The organism is Gardnerella sp. 30-4 (assembly GCF_001641215.1).
GTDB lineage: Bacteria > Actinomycetota > Actinomycetes > Actinomycetales > Bifidobacteriaceae > Bifidobacterium > Bifidobacterium leopoldii.
Genome location: NZ_LXJL01000011.1, coordinates 1 through 22,491, shown reverse-complemented (window position 1 = coordinate 22,491; position 22,491 = coordinate 1). Strand labels below are relative to the sequence as shown.

Genomic DNA, 22,491 nt, shown 5'->3' with positions numbered 1-22,491 from the left:
ATGTATTTATATAAATGCGCTAATTATTTTTTACGCTCGTATACAATAATTCTTCCTTCTGAGGTCCCTGCTTTCCAAGATGATTTTGTTTTAGCAATAGTACGCTCAGTATAATGGTCAATATTGTAGTTTAAATACACAAAATAATACCAAGGCTTATCTGATTCTGTGACAAAGAATTTAGGTTCTTTCTTTGCTCTGCAAGCATCCATTTCATTTGATGCCTGTTCTTGATATGGCTGCTCATTTGTAATAAACGAGCTATTCTTATAACTGCAATCAATAAGATTCTTTGAGAAATAAGGATTTGCTGTAATAAGCTGCCACGAATATTGATGAATATCTTCAAATTCAGGAACAATAACATTACCTTGTTTATCGGTTTTTTCGTCTTGATGCAGCCAAGACGTTACGAATCGCATGTTTTCAGCATGATTTTGCTTAATAAATTGCGCAAGTGCGCGCGAACCTGAATAGTCGAATCGAATATCGTTAACGCAAGAATACGCGTTCCAAATCAAGCTTGGGGACAATAAAACAACAGTAATAATGCCAGCAATAACTTTGTTTCCAACAGATTTACTTGCAGATCTACTGTTGCTATTTTCGTTGCTATTTTCAGCTTTATTTGTATTTTTATTTACAACTTTGAATAATCTAAAAATAATCGTCGGCATATCTTTAGATTCCAGTGACTTACGCGCAATGCACATCCAAAGTTGAGCTACGAAGAATGCAAAAACGATTCCTGCGTGGTGCAAAGTGAAATACTGCGTAGCAACTACTGCAAAAGTCAAGTAAGGGAGTATCAAAGAAACAAGCATGCCCCTTCGATAAGTAATTCTTACGGCGAAAGCCCATATTAAAATCGAAATAATAACGCAAATAATCGCGGACGGTACGCTTAGTGTAAGTCTGCGTAAAGAGACATCGCCGGCAAATTGGGTAAACATACTTTCTGATGGCATAACGAAAATAAACGACAAGAATTGCGTAAGAGGAGAATTTCCGTCGAATGTTTCACGTGATGCAAAAGCGTTAGCAGCAGGCCAAATGCAAATAATGCTTGCAATTCCAACTAAAGCAAGAATTATCCAGCTTACTAATCTGTTAATGTTAGAGAATATTTCAGCAAAAGCTTTTTTAATTCCTGCAGATTTTGCAGCTCGCCAAATCCAAGCTAAAGCAAAACCTGCCGATAAAGCAATACCGTACGCGCTGATTGCACATAAAAGTACAAGACTTAAAGCGAGTTTCCAAGTATCAGAAGGTTTAGAATCAGATTGTTTCCAATAATGTGCAACCATAAACAAAGCCGCGCAAAGAAGAGCATATGGACGCGAGGTAACGCCATATTGGAAGCACAAAAAATACGTAAATGGAAGCAAAAATACAGCCAATTTACTAAAAGGCGCGCGGAAAATAAGCCAGCCACCCAAAAGCGCAGTACATAAAAGCTGCACTCCTTTAAGACCTATCTCGTATGGCACTCCTGTTTTTGCAGGGATTGAAAGAAGCAAAGTCCAAAGCGGTGGATGGCCTTCATAATGTGGGCGAAGAGTTAACAAATCAGCAAACGAAGAATCGCGTGCAATAAGCCAACTTTGAGCTTCATCGAACCAAGGCTCATGGAAGCACATCACTACTACAACAACAGCCATGTACGCAATAAAAATAATCGCGCGCGCATGTTTTACGGACCATAGTTTATTTGGAATATTTAAAGTTTTAGTCGTATCCGTAGTTGCAGTTGCATCTGTAATAACTGCATTCGTATTCACAGTAGTATTTTCGCTCATAGTTGTTCTGTTTTCGCAGCCAAACGACGAGCGTTAGCAACAGCGTACAAACTAATGCCTGCTGCAACAGAAGCGTTAAGAGATTCAACCGCGCTAGAAATTGGGATTCCAGCAATAGCATCGCACGCTTCTCGTGTAAGGCGACTCATACCCTTGCCTTCGGAACCGAGCACAACAACTAACGGGTCAGTTTCAAAACCAGTTTCTCCAACAAGCTTATCGCCTCCGCCATCAAGACCAATTGCATACCATCCGCGCTCGCGCAAACTTTGAATTGCCTTATTTAAATTCACAACTCGAGCAACCGGCAAATGAGCTGCAGCACCGGCAGAAACTTTCCAAGCGGCAGCAGTTACGGAAGCACTTCTGCGCTCAGGTAAAATTACGCCATTAGCACCAAAAGCCGCTGCAGAACGAATAACAGCACCCAAATTTTGAGGATCTGTAACGCCGTCCAAAGCAATAAACAATGGTCGAGCATTAATGCGAGCAGAATCTGAATCAGCAGCTTCCATTGCGCGCGCCTTCTTTTCAGCGCGTTCAACCAACTCTTGCAAAGAGTGATACTGGTAAGGCTGAACTTTCAAAATAATGCCCTGATGATTCGTGCTATGTGCAATACGATCCATTTCAAGGCGATCCGCTTCAAGCAAACGCAAACCTTGCATGCCTGCTAACTTCACGATTTCGCGCGTGCGATCATCGTGCTCAATGCGATTAGCTACATACAATTGCGTGCTTGGAACTCCAACTCTTAAAGCCTCTAAAGCAGCATTGCGACCAATTACCAACTCGTCTGAATCGCTACCAAGCTTATCCACGCGACGACGCGCAGCCAAACGAGGATCCGCAAACGTGCGCTTAATAGCAGCCTTCTTAGCAAAATAAGCTTTGTGATACACGCGATCTTCAGCCTTCGGAGTAGGCCCTTTTCCGCGTAAAGCATTGCGATGTTTTCCACCCGACCCCTTGGTCGGTCCTTTTTTCGTAGTCATACTCCTATTCTCACATGCCCCCGAGGCATTGCTATTAATGGCTTTCTGGAGTCGGCAAAATTTGCTGATTCTAAGCTCGGCGCGTTGTATGGCATAATAGAACGGTACTTAATTGTTGCAAACTATTGCAATATTCCACAACCGCGCAATAGTTACAATACGAAGCGCTAAAAATAGCGTTAGCATTGCGATTATTGACTACTCCGCGGCACTCCCAAGGGGGAAGATATGGTTGATCACGCTCTTGATCAATCCAATAAAACGGCTGACGCTTCAGCTAATAGCAAAGATCCATCATTGTGTGATGTTCAACAAGTAGCTAAATCGCTTAACGTAGATATTTCATGCGGTTTAAGCTCTGAGGAAGCCACAAAAAGACTTGATCAATTCGGTCCGAATGCGCTTGCTGCTGCTCCTAAAATTCCAGCATGGAAACGATTCCTTGATCAATTTAAAGATCCGCTCGTTTACTTGCTTATTGCAGCAACTATTATTTCTGCAATCGCGTGGTTTGTTGAGCGCGCACAACATAAAGGAAACAGCGGTGGGGAGATTCTGCCGTTTGATTCAATCGTAATTATCATTATTTTGATTGCAAACGCAGTTCTTGGCTACATTCAAGAGTCGCGAGCAGAAGAAGCAGTCGAAGCTTTAGCTAGAATGAGCGCTCCGCAAACTTCAGTTTTGCGCGATGGTAGCGTGGTGCGCATTAATACTGCAGAAGTTGTGCCAGGCGATATTTTAGTGCTTGGCGAAGGCGATGCCGTGTCTGCAGACGGTCGACTTATAGCAGCAGCCTCCTTACGCGTAGCAGAAGCAAGCCTTACAGGCGAATCTGTAGCAGTAAGCAAACGCCCAAACACACTTTCGTCTGCAAAAGCTTTAGGCGATCGTACAAATATGGTTTTCAACGGAACTGCTGTTACACAAGGAACCGGTCGCGCTGTAGTCACCTCTACAGGCATGCGCACACAAGTTGGCAAAATCGCGGATATGCTTTCAAAATCAGATGACGAAGCAACACCTCTCGAGAAAGAAATGGTACACGTTTCTAAAGTTCTTGGAATTGCGGTGTGCATTATTGCGGCTGTTGTTCTTGCTTCCATGTGGCTGATTGAAGGCTTCCACAGTATTCAAGATATTATTGATTCTCTGCTGCTTTCTGTTTCCCTAGCTGTTGCTGCTGTTCCAGAAGGTTTAGCTGCGATTTTGACAGTAGTTCTTGCGCTTGGCGTGCAACGAATGGTGAAGCATCATGCTGTTGTAAAAAAGCTTTCATCCGTGGAAACACTTGGTTCTGCTTCTGTTATTTGCTCCGATAAAACAGGTACTTTAACTCGAAACGAGATGACTGTTGAGCGCGTAATAACACCTAGCGGCGAAGTTCAGCTTACAGGAAGCGGTTACAAGCCTGAAGGTCGCATGATATTAATTGGTTCTGTAGATGCTGACTTAGCAGTGCCGCAAAATCTTGCTACAGAAGTATTAGGCGCGTTAGGCTCCGGATGTTTAGCTAACGACGGCGATTTACACTATGACGAAACTACTAAAAGTTGGCAGCCTGTGGGAGACCCTACAGAAGTTTCGCTAGTAGTAGCAGCGCGTAAAACAAAGGCAGACAAACGTTACGCTCATTTGACTCGAGTTGCGGAAGTACCTTTTACTTCTGAACGCAAACGTATGTCTGTTGTTGTTAAAGATGGTTCGGATTCTGGAAATCTGATTGTTTGCGCTAAGGGCGCTCCGGACGTGCTGCTTTCTTATTGCATGCGTATTGCAGTAGCTGGTGCCGTGCGTCCACTTACTGACGGCGACCGCGAAGATATTTTAGCAACTGTTGAGCGTCTTTCCGGAGAAGCTTACCGCACGCTTGGAATGGCTTATAGGCCGCTTGGAGTCGATAGTCTTTCAAAAGTTGATGGCATGATTTCTAACGCCGCAGGTCAAATCGCGGACGTCGCAGAACAAAGTGACGTACTAGAATCTGATTTGATTTGGAACGGCATGGTTGGAATTATTGATCCTCCGCGAATTGAAGTTCGAGATAGTGTAGCTCAAGCTCATCGCGCTGGAATCCGTACTGTTATGATTACAGGCGATCATCCTCTTACGGCTACGCGTATTGCTCGAGATCTTGGAATTATTGGAAAAGATGAGCATGCGCTTACAGGCGACGAACTTGACGAGTTGCTCTCACGCGACGACGACAACATTGCTTTTGATGAAGCAATCAGTAAAACTAGCGTGTATGCGCGAGTAGCTCCTGAGCACAAGTTAGCTATCGTTTCTTCGCTTCAACGTCAAGGGAATATTGTTGCGATGACAGGCGATGGCGTGAACGATGCTCCTGCAGTAAAATCTGCCGATATTGGCGTAGCAATGGGCATTACGGGTACAGAAGTAACTAAAGAGTCTGCCAAGATGATTTTGGCTGACGATAACTTCTCTACAATTGTTGCAGCAGTGCGCGAAGGTCGCGGAATTTTCGACAATATTCGTAAATTCTTGCGATACTTGCTCAGTTCTAACGTTGGCGAAGTTTGTACGGTTTTCGGCGGCGTAGTTTTTGCTGGCGCGCTTGGAATTACGCAGCCAAACTCTGTTGGAGTTACTTTGCCTTTGCTTGCAACTCAGCTTTTGTGGATTAACTTGCTTACGGATGCAGCTCCTGCACTCGCGATGGGCGTTGATCCGCAAACTGACGACGTAATGGATCGAAAGCCTCGAAAGCTTACCGATAGCGTTATTGACCGACGAATGTGGGGAGATATTGTATTTATCGGCATAATCATGGCTGCTATTACGTTAATTGGCATGGATATGCATTTGGCAGGCGGATTCTTTACGGACCGTTCTGTTGGAATTATGGATCACGCTGCTCAGCTTACTCACGCTCGTACAATGGGCTTCACAATTCTTGTGTTTGCGCAAATGCTGAATGCGTTAGCATCTCGTTCAGACTCACAAAGCGTATTTGTAGGCTTATTTGCAAACCGTTGGCTTTGGGGTGCTATAGCAATTTCTGTTGTGCTTCAGTTGGCTGTAATTTACATACCGTTCTTGAACGAGCCATTTGGCACTGTTCCTTTGAGCGTAACGGAATGGTTCGAGTGCCTCGGTCTTTCAATGGTTGTGTTAATTGCTTCCGAACTTAGAAAGTGCTTCTTGCGTTTTCTTGCTAAGCGTAAAGCGGCTAAATCCTTAACTGCAGTTGCTTAAAAAGCAAGCAATTAGCTAAAAAATATCAGCTGATTTATAAATACGCGGTACAGTACGTAGTTTTCTTACATAACCTACGTCTCTGTGCCGCGTTTTGTGTTTTTATTTTCTATAAAATTTTTTGCTTATTGCTCATGAATATTTATTTGTTTTCAGGAAATAGCTTGCATCATACTCACAGACCGCGGCACGCGCTACAATTGTGCGTATTGTATTTTTCGCGCAAAATAGCAATAAATATTTCGTGCGAACAATGAAGTTGCTGATGTATAAGCTTTATTGCAAGGAGATTTGACGTCATGCTGTTGTCTGATCGCGACATTCTCAAAGCTCATGATGAGGGTCACATTGATTTGACCCCGTGGACCCCGGAAATGGTACAGCCAGCGTCAATTGACGTGCGCCTCGACCGTTTCTTCCGATTATTTAACAATCATGCTTACACGTATGTTGATCCTGCAGAAAATCAGGGAGAACTTACAGAACAGTTCGAGGTAGCTCCTGACGAGCCATGGATTCTTCATCCTGGAGAGTTCGCACTCGGCGCTACGTGGGAGTATGTAAAACTTGACGCTACTATTGCTGCACGTTTGGAAGGCAAAAGCTCGCTTGGTCGTCTTGGCATTTTGACACATTCCACAGCTGGCTTCATTGATCCAGGTTTCGAAGGTCATATTACTTTGGAGCTTTCAAACGTTAGCACTTTGCCAGTTAAACTTTGGCCTGGCATGAAGATTGGTCAAATGTGCTTCTTCCAGTTAAGCTCACCATGTAAAAACCCATACGGTTCAGCTGTTAACGGATCACACTATCAAGGTCAGCGCGGTCCAACTCCGTCACGTTCGTATGAACATTTCTATCGTGCTGATTTAAGCGAATAGTATTTTTAGAAAAATGATTCCGTTTTTAGAAAATTAATTCCTAAAATAGCAAGATTTAGAAGAAAAGTAGATAATTCTCAGGTAATTATCAGTTAGCGTTACTGTTCTGCTCAGAATAGTGTGGTTATATAATATTGTCGACAAAAAGACAGGTGCAAAGCACCTAAAAAATTATTCTTTTCTTCTCTCCTTTATTTCCCCGGCGCATAGACGCCGGGGTTAAATTTTTTCCGCACGAAACGCCGAATTAACACTAAAAGGTTGACATTGTCACAGCTACGGCTAAACTTGTGCAACAAGATTGGAGGTTGATGAACATGAATACTCGTTTCTGGCGCAGCTGGCGTAGTTAAAAGCGAGTTCACATATCGGTGTGGGCTTGCTGATTTTAAACAAATCAACGGGGCTATGCCGGATTCATCATCAACATTATTTGAGCTGAATGGCATATAAGCTGCCATCCAGCTTTTTTATTATCTGAGCACACGCCCTTCAAAATTACAAAATAATCAACACAACAAATAACAAACCTAATGCCGATTTCCTCGGCACTCACAAGAAGGGCAAAATTATGGTAAACGCAGTTGAACAAAACATGTATTACGGTGAATTTGGCGGACAGTACGTACCAGATATGATTCGTCCAGCACTCGACGCAGTAGCAGCAGCTTACTTACAATACAAAGACGATCCAGAGTTCCGCAATGAATTGGCGGGATTATTAAAAGATTACGACGGTCGCGAAACACCTTTATACTATGCTGAATCTTTCACAAAATATTTAGGCGGCGCAAAAGTATATTTAAAGCGCGAAGATTTAAACCATCTCGGCGCTCACAAAATGAATAATGTTCTCGGACAAATTTTACTCGCTCAGCGCATGGGTAAAAAGCGCATTATCGCTGAAACCGGAGCCGGTCAGCATGGCGTTGCCACTGCTGCTGCAGCAGCACGATTCGGCATGGAATGCGAAATTTTTATGGGCGCACTTGATTGCGAACGCCAAAAACTTAACGTTTTTAGAATGACTTTGCTCGGTGCAAAAGTTCATGCTGTTCAAGAGGGCACAAAAACTTTAAAAGATGCTGTAACTGCAGCATTTATGGATTATGCACAGCACTTGGATGATACCTTCTACATCGTTGGTTCCGCAGTGGGACCTTACCCTTATCCACAAATGGTTCGCGATTTTCAAAGCGTTATTAGCAAAGAGTCAAGAAGGCAGATCCTAGAAAAAGAAGGCAGATTACCGAATGCTGTAATTGCTTGCATTGGTGGCGGTTCTAATGCAATTGGTTCTTTTGCAGCATATATTGATGATCCGTCTGTACGATTGATTGGTACTGAAGGCGCAGGTAAAGGTGCTGATACTCCTCAAAATGCTGCTACTATGACGAATGGAAAAATTGGCATTACGGACGGCATGAAAACTTATGTTCTTATGGATGATGACGGTAACGAGCTTCCAGCCTACTCTATTTCTGCAGGATTAGATTATCCTGGAGTCGGCCCAGAACATTCATATTTAAAGGATTCTGGTCGCGCAGAATACTACGCGATCACTGATGATGAAGCAGTTCAAGCTTTCCGCGCACTTTCTAGAGTCGAAGGAATCATCCCAGCTTTGGAAAGCTCACACGCAATAGCACAAGCTATGAAGATGGTTCCAAAGATGAGTAAGGATGACATTGTTTTAGTAACAGTTTCCGGCCGTGGAGATAAGGATGTGAATCAAGTAGCACGCTATCTTGGCATTGAATTATAAATCATTAATTTAGCAACAAATAAAACGAGGCAAATAAAACGAGGCAGTAACTCTCAAAATAAAGTGAGAATAAAAGAAAAGTAAGAGAAGAAGAATACGGCACTTCTGTAGCTAACTTAGCAAACAGAAGTGCCTATTTTCATTTTTAAACAGAATATCCTACTTATTTTTTATGCAAATCAGAACATGCTGAACTAATTATTTTGCACAATTCTTCCATAATTTTGTCTACTGGAGAAGCTGCACGCCAATTCAAATATAACGATCGATAAGGTTTAGGATTCTTAAACTCACGCAACGTCAAACCAATTGGTTGCACAATTGGAGGTACAGTTGCAAGACGCGGCAATAATGTCACATCTTTGCTACCTATAACCATATATCGCAAAGTTTCTAACGACGTTGCCCTAAATTCTGATTGTTTCGCACCTACTTTTTGGCATACATCGAGCATGCTTCTACGCATACAGTGCCCATCTTCTAATAAAAGCACTTTCTGAGTAGACAAATCTGAAAGTTCAATTGGTTTACTCTCGTGGCCTAGCAAAGAATTTGTAGAAGCCGCAAGAAGAAAATCTTCGTCAAAAACATGACACACTTTTATTGAAGGCGCATTCAAACTTTCGCTTAATATAACTGCGTCGACTTGACCACTATCTAGCAAATCAATAAGTTTCGCTGATTTTTCTTCTATAAAACGAATAGTAAGTTTTGGTTTTAAACGCCTGAGTGCAGGCATAATTCTTGGAAGTAAGTATGGTCCTAACGTTGGGAACACACCCAAAACCACTGTAGATGACCATGGATCTTCTGAACGTCTTGCAGCTTGTCGAATACGTGACATATCTGCCTGAATACGTTTAGCGTAATAAACCACTTCCCTCCCAGCAGGAGTTAAGATTTGTTTCCCGGGAGTGCGCTCAATAAGTTCTACGTCTAAAGTCTCTTCAAGTTTTTTAATTTGCGTTGAAAGAGTAGGCTGAGAGACGCGCATACGAACAGCCGCCTTGGTAAAGCTTCCTTCTTGTGCAAAAGCTATTAGATATTCTAACGCTCTAATATTCATAAGACGCCTCCCATTGTTTATTGCRTWATAAATTTTAWATATTGCCCACTACACTTTCCCCAAATATTGCGCATGAGTGAACAATTTATGCATTTAACAATTAAGCAAAACGTATAAATAATACAAAAGCCCGAGCTTAAGCCCGGGCAATAAGACTATCGACGCAAGCCGAGTCGTTCAATCAAAGAACGATAACGGTTGATATCAACACGCTTCAAGTAATCGAGAAGACGACGACGATCACCAACCATAAGCAACAAACCACGACGAGAATGATGATCGTGCTTGTGCTCCTTCAAGTGCTCAGTAAGGTCAGCAATGCGCTTGCTAAGCAAAGCGACCTGCACTTCTGGGGAACCCGTGTCACCCTCGTGCGTCGCGTATTCGTTGATAATGTTCTTCTTATCTTCAGCCGTTAATGCCACGGCGTCCTCCTTAATATCACTGCGCGGTGCCACAACCTTCTGCTGTAGCGCTCTCAATCCGCGGGCGTTACACGCCAAATGTTTATTGTACAACCACTTGCAAACAACTTATTTTCGCAAAATCTAAATATTACATTGCTGTCAAAAAACCACCAAAAATAACCGCTAATATTGCCAAAACCTCAATTGCATAAAACATTATGAACGACGCCCAACTACGCGTAAGAACATTCAAAGCCGAGGTTTTAGGAACAATGACAAGCAAACCAACAAAAATGACAGCAAATACAGCTACTCCAATACCTGCAGAAATAATGCCAAGATTTGCCGCATTCGCTAAACCTGAAGCGTGACCATAAACCACATACGTCGAATACCAAAAGCTCATGTTTAGCATGCATAATCCGGCAATAAGTTGTTCTAAAGCCAGAAAAACAGCAAACATTATCCGCCAAATCCAACGATGAGTGTCAATTAACGCCATAGCAAGACTTGTAAAAGCAGACACTGTGATTACCCACGAAATAAAAACAACACCTTGCGAAGATAATCCAGAGCAATGCGAAATAACCCACGAAGTATGACGAGCTGCCATAGTGCGACCAATCCAATACGGAATAACAATAGCAACAAGCAGAACGCCAAAATAAATCCACCAATTCTTTGGATTAGAATGCTTACGAGAAAAATCAGCAATCGATAAGTCTGTTTCCGGCAAACCAATGTTTAAATATTCGTCAGGAATTTTGCTTTTCGAATCATCATTCTTTTTCGGAACTTCATTAGCATTGATTACGCGAGCAGAACGTTTTCTAGGCTTTAGCGGAGCAAAACTTTGTGGATGTTCACCATCATGCTCATCATTTAACTTCATGCGCTACTTCTCCTGCCAATCTTTAATCGCCAAGCAATTTCTCAAGTTTTAACCATGCAACATTACATTACTAATTATTATTGTATGTTATAACGCAATTAACTGATAGCGTGTGCACAAAAAGTGTCAACCGTTTATGGCGACTGCTAGGCTCAAAATAACAGTTGTTTCGCTTGATTTTTAATTAACAAGCGTCACTAAATACGCAAAATTTATGACAGGACATTATGGGATTTATTCATTTTATTGTTAACCTACTCAAGGATCCACGCTCAGCTATTGCAAGTTGGATTGCAATGGGCACAGCTCCAGCATTAGGCCTTATTTTTCTCATTGTTTTTATTGAAACAGGCGTAGTATTCTTCCCATTCCTCCCAGGAGATTCACTTCTTTTTGCAGCAGGCTTTTTTGCAGCTCCTGACGCTCAAACAGGTCATAGCGCGCTTCCACTTCCACTATTACTTGCCGTAGTGTGGCTAGCCCCAATTATTGGCGATCAGTGCAATTACTTTATTGGTCATTTCTTCGGACGAAAGATTGTAGAATCTGGGAAAGTAAAAGCGCTCACTCCAGAACGAGTTGCAAAAACCGAAAAAATGATTGATAAATGGGGTCCGCTGGCAGTATTCTTGGGTAGATTCTTCCCATTCATACGCACTTTTATGCCGTTTATTTCCGGAATTTCTGGAATGCGTTGGATACGCTTCACACCATTTTCTGTACTAGGCGGTCTCATTTGGTCGTCGCTTTTCACATTTCTTGGTTATTTCTTCGGCAAGATTGATTTCGTACAGAAGAATTTTGAATTAGTAATTGTTGCAATTTTGCTTATCTCGCTTGTACCAACTTTTATTGGTTTATACAAAGCACACAAAGCAAAGAAAACAGCAAAACTTAATAAAGAAAACAAATAAACTAGTATTTTAACTTACGACACTCAAGCACGCTGCACTACAAGAAATGTTGTTTTTATACAAGCTTTGTAGTACAGTGTGCAGAGTTGTCGTAAGATGATTTGTCTTAGACATTGGGGCTATAGCTCAGTTGGTAGAGCGCTTCGTTCGCATCGAAGAGGTCGTGGTTTCGATTACCATTAGCTCCACTAAGCCCACTGCATTCATTCCACCGCAGTGGGCTTTTTATTTTCTTGCACAATGCCTATCAAATCTAGCAAAACTAATTAGAATAGTTTACTGATTGTTAATTTTCTTTTTAAAAATAATGCTAATTCCTAATACAGCACAAAGAATTGCTATAATTCCAGCACAAATATAAGCCACAATTCCTATATAATTTACCGAGTTTCGTTTAAAGGAATCAGCATTTTCAAAAGATTTTTCCGATTTTTTCACTTGCGAACGAGCTATCCAATCATCGTTATCGGAGCTATTGTCGGAGCCATCATCTGAACCATCATCAGAACTATCAGTGTCTTTACTCTCGCTATTTTTAGATTTTTTATCTGCTTCAGATTTTTTTACAAGCTTATTTGCAATAGAAACAATTTTTACATTTTTATATTGCAAAATTGTTATATTTCCCGCATAATCTGCAGCTTTTACTAATACGTCATGAGTAAAACCGTCTGGTTTTAGTTTTGTAGATAAAACTGATTTATTCACATCTTTACCGTTCCAAATGCGATTTGTTTTACCATCAACATCGATTGTTACATATTGCAATGCTATGTTATCTTTTGCACTAATACGTAAAGTTTTTCCTTCTTTATTAGTGCGATAAGTAGAATTATTTTGCATATCAAACACTGTTGCGATTGGAGCAAGATTATCTACTGTAAATTGCACGGAAGCTGGTGCAAATTGCAACATTCCTTCTTTTTTGCTAACTGCACTTTCGCTACAAGAATGATTTCCTACTTTGTCTACTGACATAACACGTACACGATAATGAGCATTATCGGCAAAATTCCGTTTGAAAATAGTGTAAGTCAATCGTTGCCAGCCATGATCTATGCGACTGTTTACAGAAAAATCCTGTTTTGACAAAATCTTCTCTACACCGTCTTGCATAACACTAATTTTTGCAGGACTTGCCAATCCGCTAGGATTGAGTTCTTCAATATGAATATCTTTAGCATTTTGCAATTGTTTACGATTCATTGCTTTAGTGGAACTATCTATACTAAATGATGAACCGCTTCTATTTATAGAAAATTGCAACTTACCAGAAATAACATGATCTACTAAATCTTTAGCACTCCACTGAAGTTGATACACATCATCGTCTTGAATTCCATTATAAAAACCTGCGTATTGCACACTTACGCTTTGCGAATCGGCTTTTCTAGGCACAAAAGAACGCAATTCCTTAGCATATCGCATTCTTCTCAGAGAATACGTTACGCTTTCAGGTTTTAACCAACGATCTTTTATAACTAATGTTGGAACTACAGCATGAGAATATGCTCCGCCTTGTTGCACTCCAGTAATAGAAACAGTTGGCGCAAGCGTATCAATAATGAATTTATTACTGATAGAAGAACTCACATTACCTGATAGATCTTCAACACAATAGCGAACATTCCAAGAAGCATCCCCCGAAAAAGAAACATCAGCATACCACATATTTGTATGCACGCCATCGTTTTTAAAGCTTTTAGCTGTAAGTACCATAACCTGTTTACCATCAGCAAAAACTTTCGCAATAGGATAAGAATCATGAAGCAAATACGAGAAAACGAACGAATCATCCTGTATTAATATTCTTGAAGCTCGATTATTACGAAAATATTTGCCTTCATACGATGCGTTGTTATCATAGCTAACACTCAAGCGAGGAGCAATTTTATCAATAACAATATATCGTGAACGCTTGCTATAAGAGTTATCTTTTGTTAAATCTGAGGCATTCAGAACTGAATCAGGAATGCTTAATATTGGCTTACGAGAGCACAATTTGTTGCCAGAAAGTCTATTTTCATTAGAAATATAGTTAGTTTGCTTTGAAACATGAGGATTAGAGTCAACTCCTCCCCATATGCGTTTAGGATGCATTGTTACAGCAGCAAGTCTTATAGAGATATCTTGCAAATCATATATTCCTTCTTTTTGCAATTCAACTCTTACTATTCCTAATACTCGAGGTCGGATCTTATAACGAATATTAACTAGCGACGACACCGCCTCAATCTTAGCTAAATCAGCTTTGGCACTCACTATTTGATATCTTCCAACGCTAACAGTAGCTTTATGCGCGTTCCTAATTTCCGAAGCGTCCAATCCATCAAAAGTTATAAGTAGCGAAGCAGAACGTTTAGTAAACATGTACTCGCCTTGAGTGCGAACAGTTTTCTGTTTTGTCATAACAGAAACATTTGCTATATGCAATCCTTTGGCTGCGTTATAGCTGTTTTTCGCATACGCAATAGAATTAAGTGGCAATAATGCAGCAACTATAGCAACACTAATAAATGCAATAATCCCAATATAGACACCAATGCGAGCGCAACCGCATTTAAGTCGCTTGAAAAAACACATATCCCCCAAATTTCTTTGTTTACACATTTATTCCCCCCTTTTTTATTATTTCTTTTATTTCTTTTGCAAAAAAGCTAGATTAATTTCGTCTTGAACTTTTTTGACACTGTCGATTGCGTTTTTCTTTCTACTTACAGCTTCATCATTTGACACATGCGCTTGTTTAAGAAGATATTCTGCCTTGTCGCACATTTGCTGAATTTCTTGTTTACTGGATCCACTTTCTAGGAACATTGGCAACCACGAATGAATTGATTGCAAAACTAGTTCTCCAGTATCCACGAATAAGACGTCTCCGTGATCTTTCTCAACAATTTGCATTAACTGCTGTAATTGATTCACATAATTTTTATATCTTTCTACGCTTGCACAATCTTTAGAAACATCAACAAGTTGCGCATAAGCGTCAGAAATAGCGATGTACGCGCTTAACATTTTTTGATTTGAAACAGTATGCGATATGTCATCAGAATTAGTTTCTACAGTTTGCGAAGACGTTTCATTCGCATCCTTCTCATATTTTTGAGCCTCTTGGAACCATACTTTTGCTACTCGCATACGAGATAATCGTTCTGTTTGCGAAACTTTTCCAGAAAATCCTGCAAAATAGTACCAATACGCTTTGCCTATTTCTATAGAAATATTCGACCAATCTTTATTTACAGGACGCAAGTTTTGCTCGTATTTATTAATCAAACCAACAAAACATTGCTCTTCGTTGACACTCCATTGCTGATCTGCAAGTTGAATTTGCAATAAAATTTGGAGAGGTTTAAATGACATTTTGCTTATATATTTCTTATTGCGCATGCTATTTTGCACTTGCATTGCATGAGAAATATATCGACACGCAATATCCGAATTGCTTTCACGCTCAGCTAATTGCATGTAAGAATCGTAACTTTTATTATTTTTGCGTATTGCTTCAATTCTTTTACTACTTGGCTCACCATTAAAAGATTGCTTATTTCGATTTACAAAAGCATTCCCCACAAATAAACCTAAGCAGTTGAATAAAATTACTATAAAAACTAGCACTATAACAATTAATGCCGTAATTGCATAGCGCTTTTTTCTAGACTTAGAACTATTTTTGCATTGTTTACGTCGCAATACATTCGTAGAGGTGTCGCATTGTTGTGAATGTTTTTCTGTATGCTCACACGCTTCCAGTGCAGAAAACATTTCTTCGCAATCTTTATATCTATGAGATGGTTTAGTAGCTGTAGCTATTGCGAGCACAGACACCAATTGTTCTACTACTTCACGATTCTCATGAGGCAATAGTACAGCAGATTGCACGTCTGTTTTAGACACTTCAGCTGGCAATAATGCGTAACGCAATGTCATTCCAATCGAATACACATCGCTTGAAGTAGTTGCTGCAGAGTTTTCATTCAAAATTTCAGGAGCAGTAAAAATATTAGTAGCAAATCGAGCGTCGCACTGGTCTATTGTGCGTAAATCAAGCACTCCCCCGTTTGCATATAATTGCGTTGCAGCACCAAAATCAATCAAACGGACTGTGCCATCTTCTGAAATCATAACCTGAGAAGGCTTAAGATCACCGTATATAATTGGCGGATAATGCGAATGTAAATAAGAAAGTATTGAGCAAAGTTGCATACCTAGATCAAGAACAGTTTCAACATTTTGCAATCCAGATTCTTCTACAATAGATTTTAAAGAACGCCCCTTTACATAATCGCGAACAGCATAAGCTCTACCATTTTCTTCAAAAAAATCAACAATTCGCGGAATAGCTGGATGATCGCATTCCTTTAAAACATTCGCTTCAGCGCGTAAGGATTGAATAATATGCTGTTGATACTCTTCGTCTCCTTGCAGAAGCGTTTCTTTAACAGCCCATTGCTTGTGCAAAACGGTGTCAACAGCAAGAAAGACTGTTGAAGTGCCACCACGCCCCAGCTCACCAAGCAGCTGATAGCGTCCGCCTACACAAACCATCGTTACGCCTCCGCAATATTGAAAACTACAACTACTCATCAAATATTTCAGTTAATTTTTTGAGTAATTGAATTACAGTTGCGACTACTGTACCGATAAATTTATGCGTAAAAAAGCTTTTTATAGCATTGTGGATAAAAGCTTATAAACCTACAAAACTCACGTTTTGTAGAAGAAGTAGAAGAATATATCAGTCGATATTAGCGCCCAAAGCTAAAAGTTTGCCTCTAAAATCTGCATATCCTCGATCAATTAGCGAAATTCCGCGCACATTCGACGGACCTTGAGCAGTAAGAGCTGCAATTAAATGACTAAAGCCTCCGCGCAAATCAGGTACGTCAATATCTTGACCAGTCAACGGAGTAGGCCCGAAAATAACTGCAGAATGCTTGTAATTGCGCTGCTGGAACCTGCAAGGAAGCGAACCTAAGCATTCACGATAAAGCTGAATCATAGCTCCCATTTGCACAAGTGGCTTCGTGAAGCCAAAACGATTTTCATAAACAGTTTCATGCACAATACTCAAGCCCTTCGCTTGAGTAAGCGCAACAACAAGAGGCTGCTGCCAATCAGTCATAAAACCAGGATGTACATCGGTTTCAATAGCAACAGGATGCAAATCCCCACCCGGATGCCAAAAACGAATTCCTTTATCTGTAACATCAAACTGTCCGCCAACTTTACGGAACACGTTTAAGAAAGTCATCATTTCTGGCTGAGTTGCGCCCTTAATAAACACATCTCCGTGTGTTGCAAGAGCAGCAGAAGCCCAAGAAGCTGCTTCAATGCGATCAGTTAATGACGTATGAGTGTATCCTTGAAGCTCTTTTACTCCTTCAATACGGAAAGTACGGTCAACGTCTACAGAAATAATCGCACCCATCTTTTGCAAAACGGCTACCAAATCCATGATTTCTGGCTCAATTGCAGCTCCGGAAAGCTCTGTACGACCTTCTGCAAGAACCGCTGCAAGCAAAGTCTGCTCGGTTGCACCGACAGAAGGATAAGGCAAATGAATTTTAGTGCCATGTAAGCCATTAGGTGCAGTAATATGTATACCATCCTCATGATCTTTATCTACATTTGCACCAAGTTTACGCAACGTCTCAAGATGAAAATCAATTGGACGACCACCAATATTGCATCCTCCAAGCGCAGGAATAAACGCTTCTCCAAGACGATGAAGAAGAGGACCAGAAAAAAGAATTGGAATACGAGACGAACCAGAAAGAGTGTCGACGTCAGCTACATCTGCGAGCTGCACTTTTGTGGCATCAATTGTCACAATGCCTTCAGGCCCATTAACCTCAACGTCAACACCATGCAAACGCAACAGATCAGAAACTACATGAACATCGCGAATTTCAGGAACGTTTTTTAGAACAGACTTACCTGGTGCCAACAAAGCTGCAACCATAGCTTTGCTAACAAAGTTTTTTGCGCCACGCACTTTAATAGTGCCATTAAGCGGCTTACCACCTTCTACATGCAACACATCTGCAGCGTCAATGCCACTATTGTTGTTCTGTTCAGCCGTATTGTGTGCGGACACATTTACCTCTTTCGTTCGCGCTAAAACACTATTCACTATAATACCGGCATATTTGCCAACGCGCTCATGCAATCTATTAAAACTGATTAAATTAGCGCGTAGATCGTTGACGCCATCGACGAATCAATCTAGTAAGCAATGATGGTTTACGCAATAAATCTACTTCTGGCAATTCATGCTCAGACTCAGCTGTAAGAGCATAAGTATAGGCTTTTTTGGAAGAAGGTTTGCCAACAAGATTCCCAAATTCAAGCATTTGCGTACGCGGTTCAAACGGATGACGAATATCAAATTCGAGCAAGCGCACGCCTCTTTTAGCAGGTTCAGGACCGTAAGATCCAAAACCACATGTAGGAGTAGCAACAAATAGCATATTACTCTCGGGATCTTTAGCTGCGAAAGAATTGCGGTGATCGTGACCGGCAATTAGCGCAAAAGCTCCGGCATCAAGCAAAGCAGCATATTCGCCACTATCGACGTCAGGGCAGCTAATTCCTTCACCTAAATACCCATCTGGCAGAACATGTTTTTCGTCAAGAGCATAATAGCGGCCAGCAAAAGTACGATACCCCTCGATAGCATGTTCGCGCGCAGCAAGTTCTTGCGGAACTTCGCGAAGAACACGATAATATTGCGGCAATGGAAAATGCTGAAAAACGCAAATATGCTCAGGCAAATAAGAAGAAAGACCAGAAATAAACTCGATAGTTTTTTTAGAAGGGCTACCATAGCCGCCTGATTTAGCATAATCTCCAGAATCAACTAAAACTATTGAAAAAACAACCTTTTCATGCTTTTCATCCATAACAGGCAAGGCAAAAGTACCAGGCTCGCATGTAAAAATAATCTGCTTTGGCAACACACATTTTGTCGATTGCATAGCACTTGCAGAAGATGTACTAGAAGCACTACGATTCATGCAACATGGAAAATCTTGATATATCTTATCAAGCTCTTCATTATTTAGACCGCACTGGAAATCATGATTACCATAAGTAACAACCCATGGAATACTGCGATCTTCTAGTGGCTTCATTAACTTAGCAACGAATTCGTGCACTTTATCAACCAATTGCTTCTTATCAGAAGACGAAATATTGGAAGATTCCTGCCAGCGTCTACGCTGAAAAGTTTTTGCAAATACTTTTTCATAACCTGCAATCTGGTTTCCGCTAAAAACTACAAGATCTGGTCGCACAGCATCGCAAGCAGAAGCAATAAGTCGAATGGTGTCTTGTGAAATACGTAACCCATCTTGAACATCTGCACACTGAAGCACTCGGAATTTACCAGAAAGATGGAACTGCAAACGTCCTAAACGCGCCGAAACAGATAAAGGAAGTGCCGCAGATGCATGAGCTTCGGATTGTGCAGAATCAGTCATACTTTAAGCATACGGCAGATATGCCGCGACTCACTCAATTTTGTTCGCAAGTTTACATAAATTATTTACATTCAAAAATACTAAATTAAGCAAATACTGATAAGAAATAACCCAAAAGCGATAAAAACGTGCAATTTCAGTAAAATAGTTACAAATTCACAGACAATTCACAGGTAATCGCATTACTGCACTCAGCATAAGGTGGTTATTATATATACATCAAAAGGAAATAAACTACAAGCAAGTAGTTGAATTTGACTTTAATAACTTAAACCTCTCTTCTTCTCTTCTTTCTCTAACCCCGGTCACGCACCGGGGTTTTTGATTTTAAGGCTGCATAAGAAGCGTGCGGCAAGCGTAGTAAACGGGATAAGCGTGTACAAGCGCGGTAAACGGCAAAAACTGAGCACGCATGTAAAGAAACTGCCGTTTCATCGCCTTAATCCGACAAAAACTTTACAGCCGCGTAAAGAAACAGCCGCGCGCTGAGGCAAATCGCAGGAATACAGATAGATAACAAAAAAGCCCTCGTTCTACGAGAGCTATTCGCTGGGGTACCTGGACTCGAACCAAGAATGGATGAACCAGAATCACCTGTGTTGCCAATTACACCATACCCCAATTGGCAGGCTTCGCGGCTCTTGGGACCGTTCCGTCTTCGTACCCCCGACCGGATTTGAACCGGTGTTGGCGCCGTGAGAGGGCGTAGTCCTAGACCGCTAGACGACGGGGGCTTTCATTTATCAGCTACGCCTCTTGACGCAACAAATAGCGACTTTACAACATAACAACTCAATACGCAACCGCGGCGTGTCGAAAATATATTAAACGAAACATAAAACAAATAAAAAAGCGGGAACGTAGCAATAGTGCCACGTTCCCACCTTGTTCAAATTTTATTTGAGCTTATAAATTATTGGTGATTTACAAATGCTCACGCAATCCAGCTAAACGCGCCAAAGTCACGTCTTTGCCCACGATTTCCATGGACTCAAACAGTGGCGGAGAAACGCGACGGCCAGAAAGTGCAACTCGCACAGGACCAAATGCCAAGCGCGGCTTGTAACCAGCTTCCTCAACAAGCTTCTTATTCAAAAGCTCATGCAAGGAATCAGTGTGCCAATCAGCGGCATCAACACCCTTCAAAGCAGCGAGCGCAGCGTCAAGAACCTCGCCTGCAGATTCCTTCAACTGTTTACGAGCGTCGTCATCTGGAGCAATGTAGCCATCTTCGCTTAACAGGCTTCCAACCATTCCAGCGACTTCACCAAGCAAACGCACGCGAGGCTGTACAAGAGGAGCTGCAGCTGTGAGTACTTCACGCTCACGGTCAGTTAACGCATCCCAATTATCTGCGCTAACTACGCCATCCTTATGCAAGTAAGGCACAGAACGATTCAAGAAATCTTGCGGATCGAGCATACGAATATGCTCAGCGTTGATGGAAATCGCCTTGTCTAAGTCAAAGTGTGCAGGATTTGCCTTAACGTCTCGCACATCGAACTTTTCAATCATTTCGTCCATAGTGAACACGTCACGATCAGGAGCGATCGACCAGCCAAGCAAAGCCAAGTAGTTCAGTAAGCCTTCTGGAATAAATCCGTTATCTCTATGCAAGAACAAGTTGGACTCAGGGTCTCTCTTGGAAAGCTTCTTCTTACCTTCGCCCATAACGTAAGGCATATGGCCGTAAAGTGGAGTTTCCTTAGCAATGCCCATCTCCATAAGGTAACGGTAAAGCACAATCTGACGAGGCGTGGAGCTAAGAATATCTTCACCGCGCAAAACAACGTTCACATCCATTAACGCATCGTCAACAGGGTTTGTAAGCGTATAAAGTGGATCGCCATTCGGGCGCACAATCACATAATCTGGAACAGATCCAGCTTTAAAGGTGATTTCGCCACGAATTAAATCGTTAAAAGTAATGTCTTCATTTGGCATCTTCAAGCGAAGTGCAGGTTTGCGACCTTCGTCGCGGAAAGCTTGCTTCTGTTCTTCCGTAAGATTGCGATCGTAGCCATCGTAACCAAATTCAGCAGGACGGCCAGCAGCAATATTACGCTCCTTAATTTCTTCAGGAGTAGAGAAGGATTCATAAGCGTATCCTGCTTCAAAAAGCTTTTGTGCTACGTCTTTATAAATTTCCATGCGCTGGGACTGGCGATACGGTCCGTTATCTCCACCAACATCAATGCCCTCGTCCCAATCAATATTGAGCCAACGAAGAGCCTCAATAATCTGCTGGTAGCTTTCCTCACTATCGCGCTCATTATCGGTATCTTCAATACGGAACAGCAATTTGCCGTGAGTATGGCGAGCCTCCGCCCAGTTAAATAGCGCGGTACGAACCATACCTACGTGAGGTGTACCGGTTGGCGAAGGGCAAAAACGCACGCGAACATTCTTTGGAAGTTCAGGCTTTGCGGATTTTGTTGCATTATTAGCAACTTCTTGAGTTTCCTCGATATCAGTCATAGGTTCCATTGTGCCGCGCGTTACGGACGTGCAGCATTCGCATCAAACATAAGTCAACCTAAAAACTAATCAAGCGCCTGCGTAGATTCTTTATTACCCTCAACGTGCGCAAACTTCGCAGCAAGAGCCTCGCGGGACTTTCTATCATCCTCTTCTTTTGCGAGCTTCTTCGCAACTTCAGGATCCCACAGCACGTCTTCACGATGCTTTTCCCACTCTGAAATAAGCAGCGGCGAAATAAAATTGACCAACGCACTTATATCACAATTACACTTATCACTAGAATTGCGCACACAATCAACAATCTCACGCCATTGAGCATCCTTGAACATCATTCGCGGCAAACCAGCACACTCACATATTTCGTTAATATATAAGAAGATTGGTAAAGTTTCGCAAATCTCGTTAGTTTTTTTAATTAGATTTGTTAGTAAGCTTAAAACTACAATAATTTTTTGCGTTTCCAATGATTTATTTTCATAACAAGAAACCATTTGTTTCGCATAATTAATTGCAAAGTCGATATTGTTAATACTCCAATTACCTTCAACATTTAACGTATCGGCTGCTGCATTTATTGCATTAGAA

The 22,491-nt window shown here is 41.4% G+C and carries 14 protein-coding genes, 3 tRNA genes and 1 pseudogene; 5 read left to right on the top strand and 13 right to left on the bottom strand.

All coding sequences use genetic code 11. From position 1 onward, the window contains the following. Positions 1-23: 23 nt before the first annotated feature. Together A5294_RS01155 and rlmB are read right to left on the bottom strand one after the other, a co-directional pair. A complete protein-coding gene (locus A5294_RS01155; RefSeq protein ID WP_004106174.1) occupies positions 24-1,799 on the bottom strand; it encodes a hypothetical protein in 1,776 nt (591 codons plus the stop codon). Continuing rightward, complete coding sequence (gene rlmB, locus A5294_RS01150) at positions 1,796-2,794, bottom strand: 23S rRNA (guanosine(2251)-2'-O)-methyltransferase RlmB (protein WP_004106172.1); 999 nt, start codon at positions 2,792-2,794, stop codon at positions 1,796-1,798. Before rlmB ends, A5294_RS01155 begins: the two co-directional genes overlap by 4 nt. Positions 2,795-3,022: 228 nt before the next feature. On the opposite strand from rlmB, the gene A5294_RS01145 reads away from it, so the two are divergent. From A5294_RS01145 to trpB, 3 genes are all read left to right on the top strand, one after another. Beyond that, positions 3,023-6,013 (top strand): cation-translocating P-type ATPase, encoded by a 2,991-nt coding sequence (locus A5294_RS01145; RefSeq protein WP_064340248.1) that lies wholly within the window; start codon positions 3,023-3,025, stop codon positions 6,011-6,013. 299 nt (positions 6,014-6,312) lie between these two features. Further along, a complete protein-coding gene (dcd, locus tag A5294_RS01140) occupies positions 6,313-6,894 on the top strand; it encodes a dCTP deaminase (protein WP_064340247.1) in 582 nt (193 codons plus the stop codon). 571 nt (positions 6,895-7,465) lie between these two features. Beyond that, positions 7,466-8,659, top strand: a complete 1,194-nt coding sequence (trpB, locus tag A5294_RS01135; RefSeq protein WP_064340246.1) for a tryptophan synthase subunit beta — start codon at positions 7,466-7,468, stop codon at positions 8,657-8,659. Between the two features lie 163 nt (positions 8,660-8,822). On the opposite strand, the gene A5294_RS01130 is transcribed toward trpB, so the two are convergent. The 3 genes from A5294_RS01130 to A5294_RS01120 form a co-directional block, all read right to left on the bottom strand. Continuing rightward, positions 8,823-9,725, bottom strand: coding sequence for a LysR substrate-binding domain-containing protein (locus tag A5294_RS01130; protein WP_004106155.1), 903 nt, complete (start codon positions 9,723-9,725; stop codon positions 8,823-8,825). Between the two features lie 155 nt (positions 9,726-9,880). Then, positions 9,881-10,150 (bottom strand): 30S ribosomal protein S15, encoded by a 270-nt coding sequence (gene rpsO, locus A5294_RS01125; protein ID WP_004109774.1) that lies wholly within the window; start codon positions 10,148-10,150, stop codon positions 9,881-9,883. A gap of 130 nt (positions 10,151-10,280) precedes the next feature. After that, the gene (locus A5294_RS01120; protein ID WP_064340245.1) at positions 10,281-11,024 is read right to left on the bottom strand and encodes a hypothetical protein; all 744 of its coding nucleotides are present in this window, start codon (positions 11,022-11,024) and stop codon (positions 10,281-10,283) included. Between the two features lie 227 nt (positions 11,025-11,251). Between A5294_RS01120 and A5294_RS01115 the strand changes: the two genes are divergently transcribed. Beyond that, positions 11,252-11,938 (top strand): DedA family protein, encoded by a 687-nt coding sequence (locus tag A5294_RS01115; RefSeq protein ID WP_004105614.1) that lies wholly within the window; start codon positions 11,252-11,254, stop codon positions 11,936-11,938. Positions 11,939-12,053: 115 nt separating this feature from the next. After that, a tRNA-Ala gene (locus A5294_RS01110) sits at positions 12,054-12,126 on the top strand. A gap of 88 nt (positions 12,127-12,214) precedes the next feature. Here the strand turns inward: A5294_RS01110 and A5294_RS01105 are convergent. From A5294_RS01105 to A5294_RS06755, 8 genes and pseudogenes are all read right to left on the bottom strand, one after another. Next, positions 12,215-14,548: a hypothetical protein gene (locus A5294_RS01105; RefSeq protein ID WP_064340244.1), complete on the bottom strand. Its 2,334-nt coding sequence runs from the start codon at positions 14,546-14,548 to the stop codon at positions 12,215-12,217. 27 nt (positions 14,549-14,575) lie between these two features. Beyond that, positions 14,576-16,489 (bottom strand): serine/threonine-protein kinase, encoded by a 1,914-nt coding sequence (locus tag A5294_RS01100; RefSeq protein ID WP_064340243.1) that lies wholly within the window; start codon positions 16,487-16,489, stop codon positions 14,576-14,578. A 190-nt stretch (positions 16,490-16,679) separates the two neighbouring features. Further along, positions 16,680-18,041 carry a UDP-N-acetylglucosamine 1-carboxyvinyltransferase gene (murA, locus tag A5294_RS01095; RefSeq protein ID WP_004109784.1) on the bottom strand — a complete coding sequence of 454 codons (1,362 nt, stop codon included), beginning with the start codon at positions 18,039-18,041 and terminating at the stop codon, positions 16,680-16,682. A gap of 91 nt (positions 18,042-18,132) precedes the next feature. After that, positions 18,133-19,425 carry a metallophosphoesterase gene (locus A5294_RS01090; RefSeq protein WP_064340242.1) on the bottom strand — a complete coding sequence of 431 codons (1,293 nt, stop codon included), beginning with the start codon at positions 19,423-19,425 and terminating at the stop codon, positions 18,133-18,135. Positions 19,426-19,974: 549 nt separating this feature from the next. After that, positions 19,975-20,046, bottom strand: a tRNA-Gln gene (locus tag A5294_RS01085). A 40-nt stretch (positions 20,047-20,086) separates the two neighbouring features. Beyond that, positions 20,087-20,159: transfer RNA gene (locus A5294_RS01080), tRNA-Glu, on the bottom strand. Positions 20,160-20,349: 190 nt separating this feature from the next. After that, positions 20,350-21,903, bottom strand: a complete 1,554-nt coding sequence (gltX, locus tag A5294_RS01075) for a glutamate--tRNA ligase (protein ID WP_004574127.1) — start codon at positions 21,901-21,903, stop codon at positions 20,350-20,352. A 65-nt stretch (positions 21,904-21,968) separates the two neighbouring features. Beyond that, positions 21,969-22,491 (bottom strand): annotated as a pseudogene (locus tag A5294_RS06755) (hypothetical protein); the annotation flags it as partial.

Bases quoted from the DNA above. Each gene is read 5' to 3' on its own strand.
- A5294_RS01100 (WP_064340243.1), bottom strand. From the start codon at position 16,489: ATGGTTTGTGTAGGCGGACGCTATCAGCTGCTTGGTGAGCTGGGGCGT.
- A5294_RS01105 (WP_064340244.1), bottom strand. From the start codon at position 14,548: ATGTGTAAACAAAGAAATTTGGGGGATATGTGTTTTTTCAAGCGACTT.
- A5294_RS01130 (WP_004106155.1), bottom strand. From the start codon at position 9,725: ATGAATATTAGAGCGTTAGAATATCTAATAGCTTTTGCACAAGAAGGA.
- A5294_RS01090 (WP_064340242.1), bottom strand. From the start codon at position 19,425: ATGACTGATTCTGCACAATCCGAAGCTCATGCATCTGCGGCACTTCCT.
- gltX (WP_004574127.1), bottom strand. From the start codon at position 21,903: ATGACTGATATCGAGGAAACTCAAGAAGTTGCTAATAATGCAACAAAA.
- A5294_RS01145 (WP_064340248.1), top strand. From the start codon at position 3,023: ATGGTTGATCACGCTCTTGATCAATCCAATAAAACGGCTGACGCTTCA.
- trpB (WP_064340246.1), top strand. From the start codon at position 7,466: ATGGTAAACGCAGTTGAACAAAACATGTATTACGGTGAATTTGGCGGA.
- A5294_RS01155 (WP_004106174.1), bottom strand. From the start codon at position 1,799: ATGAGCGAAAATACTACTGTGAATACGAATGCAGTTATTACAGATGCA.
- A5294_RS01115 (WP_004105614.1), top strand. From the start codon at position 11,252: ATGGGATTTATTCATTTTATTGTTAACCTACTCAAGGATCCACGCTCA.
- dcd (WP_064340247.1), top strand. From the start codon at position 6,313: ATGCTGTTGTCTGATCGCGACATTCTCAAAGCTCATGATGAGGGTCAC.
- rlmB (WP_004106172.1), bottom strand. From the start codon at position 2,794: ATGACTACGAAAAAAGGACCGACCAAGGGGTCGGGTGGAAAACATCGC.
- A5294_RS01120 (WP_064340245.1), bottom strand. From the start codon at position 11,024: ATGAAGTTAAATGATGAGCATGATGGTGAACATCCACAAAGTTTTGCT.